The sequence below is a fragment of the Nitratidesulfovibrio liaohensis genome (assembly GCF_011682075.1).
Taxonomy (GTDB): domain Bacteria; phylum Desulfobacterota; class Desulfovibrionia; order Desulfovibrionales; family Desulfovibrionaceae; genus Cupidesulfovibrio; species Cupidesulfovibrio liaohensis.
Genome location: NZ_VSMK01000434.1, coordinates 1 through 2,205, shown reverse-complemented (window position 1 = coordinate 2,205; position 2,205 = coordinate 1). Strand labels below are relative to the sequence as shown.

The 2,205-nt window shown below is 68.3% G+C and carries 2 protein-coding genes and 1 pseudogene; 1 reads left to right on the top strand and 2 read right to left on the bottom strand.

Going from position 1 to position 2,205, the window contains the following annotated elements; translation table 11 throughout:
* Window positions 1–521: pseudogene (locus FVW27_RS13615) on the top strand (nucleoside recognition domain-containing protein); the annotation flags it as partial.
* A 175-nt stretch (window positions 522–696) separates the two neighbouring features.
* On the opposite strand, the gene FVW27_RS13610 reads toward FVW27_RS13615, so the two are convergent.
* Together FVW27_RS13610 and FVW27_RS13605 are read right to left on the bottom strand one after the other, a co-directional pair.
* Window positions 697–870, bottom strand: a complete 174-nt coding sequence (locus FVW27_RS13610) for a twin-arginine translocase TatA/TatE family subunit (RefSeq protein ID WP_035068264.1) — start codon at window positions 868–870, stop codon at window positions 697–699.
* A gap of 307 nt (window positions 871–1,177) precedes the next feature.
* The coding region (locus FVW27_RS13605) for a sensor histidine kinase (protein WP_243838453.1) at window positions 1,178–2,205 on the bottom strand (1,028 nt) is incomplete at its 5' end.

The following is a 2,205-nucleotide window of genomic DNA, read 5'->3' as shown; positions in this document are numbered from 1 at the left end:
ACGGGGCGCCCGGTGGTCAAGCGGATGCGTCCGCGACCCCGGCGCAGCGCCTGCGGGCGGCACTGACGCTGGTGGGCACACGCTTCCGCCGCCGCATCGGTCGCATGGCCCTGTTCACCGCGCCCACCTATCTTGCCATGTACGCCCTGCATCAGGCCGGGGTGTTCGACACCCTGCGCGATCTTGCGGCTGGGGGCGCCGCTGGCAGCTTCGGCATGGGCATCCTGCCGGTGCAGGCCGCCGGAGTGGTGGTGTTTTCCGCCGCCGCCGAATTTTCGTCCGGGGTGGCCGCTGCCGCAGCCCTGCTGGACGCCGGCTCGCTGGACACGGCCCAGACCGCGCTGGCGCTGGTGCTGGGCACCATCGTGGCCACCCCCATCCGGGCGCTGCGCCACCAGTTGCCCTCGCACACCGGCATCTTCACGCCCCGCCTGGGGCTGGTGCTGCTGGTGCAGAGCCAGCTGTTCCGCGTGGCCAGCCTGGCCGCCGTCACGACCATATGGTGGCTGGCCGCGCACTGACACCGCTCACATTCTACGCCGGAACACGCGGACGGGGCGGGCACGGTTGTTTCCGTGTCCGCCCCGTCCGTATTCGCCCGGCGGTATTCGCCCGGCAGCATGCATCCGCCCCGCCGGGCCGGGGTATCCCGTCCGGCAGCCATCCAGCCGGGAGTCCCCGGCTGAAACATTCCACCTACTTCGTGTTGTCCTTGGTGACTTCGTCGGGTTCGTTCATGGCCCCGCGCAGTTCACGCACGGCCTTGCCCAGTGTCCTGCCCAGCTGGGGCAGCTTGTCCGGTCCGAAAACGAACAGGGCCACTATGCCCACCACCAGCAGGTGCATCGGCTGAAACAATTCTCCGATCATGATTCCATCCCGTGAAGGCGCATGATGCGCGCAAGAATGCTGCCCACCGCGCGCGGTGCATGCCGGAAAACTTTCCCGACGCCGCACGCCCCTGCCATTTCATACGCCCGAATGCCATGATGCGCCAACTTGTGCAACCACATTCGGAATTGTGCGTACAACCTGCACAAATGGGCACGGCCCGGAACATGGTCCGGGCCGTGGAATCGCACAGGTAACATCCTGCAAGAGCAAAGAAAGACATTCACGCCGCAACGTCGGCGAGCTGCCCCGCACGCTGCTTTCAACAACACGCGGAAAACAGCCCCTAGCTGTCCACCGCCTGCCTGGTCGGCAACCGCACGGTAAACCGGGCCCCCGCGCCGGGCACGCCATCGCAGACAATGCTGCCGCCATGGGTGCGCACCACGATGAAGTAGCTGACCGCAAGCCCCAGGCCGGTGCCCACGCCCGGCGGCTTGGTGGTGAAGAACGGCTCGAACACCCGTCGCCGGACGTCCGGCTCCATGCCCGGCCCGTTGTCCTCCACCACGATGACCACCTCGTCGCCCTCGCGCCGGGTGGTCACGCGCAACGAAGGTGCCTGCCCGGCAGGATAGCTTTTTTCCGCCATGGCATGGGCCGCGTTCTTGAACAGGTTCAGCAGCACCTGCTCGATTTCGGTGGGCACGCAGGTCAGGGAATCGTCGTTCGTGGCGAAGTCGCGTACCACGTGCAGCTTGCGGAAATCGTACTGGCGGCGCAGGTCGTAGTCGCTGCCCGCCAGGGCCAGCGCCCGTTCGACCAGGGCGTGCGCCCGCGCCGTGGTGCGCCGCCCCTGCCCGGGCCGCGTGAATTCCAGCATGGTGGCGATGATGTCCGCCGCGCGGGCGCCCGCATCGCGGATGCCTTCCAGCATTTCGGAAATGCGCCGGGCCTCCATGTAGGCGCGCATGGCCGTCAGGGACACCCCGGTATCGCGCGCGGCCTGGGCGTTGGCGGCCAGATTCGGGTCCAGCCTGCGCATGATGTTCTGCACGCCCTGCAACACCGCCCCCAACGGGTTGTTCAGTTCGTGCGCCATGCCACCCGCAAGCCCGCCCACGGACAGCATCTTTTCGGTCTGCACCAGCATGTCGGCCAGCCGGGTACGCTCGGTGACGTCATCCACCCGCACGATGACGGCCCCCGGCACGCCGGGCGCGGCATCCTGCGCCGAAAGGGGGAACAGCATCACGTCCAGATGGCGCACCCGCCCACCCGCCACGCGGGGCAGCCCTTCGAACCGGGCGGCCTGACGCCGGGCCACGGCTTCGTGCACATGCGGGGCCGCGCCCACCAGCCGACACAGCACCT

Bases quoted from the DNA above. Each gene is read 5' to 3' on its own strand.
- FVW27_RS13610 (WP_035068264.1), bottom strand. From the start codon at position 870: ATGATCGGAGAATTGTTTCAGCCGATGCACCTGCTGGTGGTGGGCATA.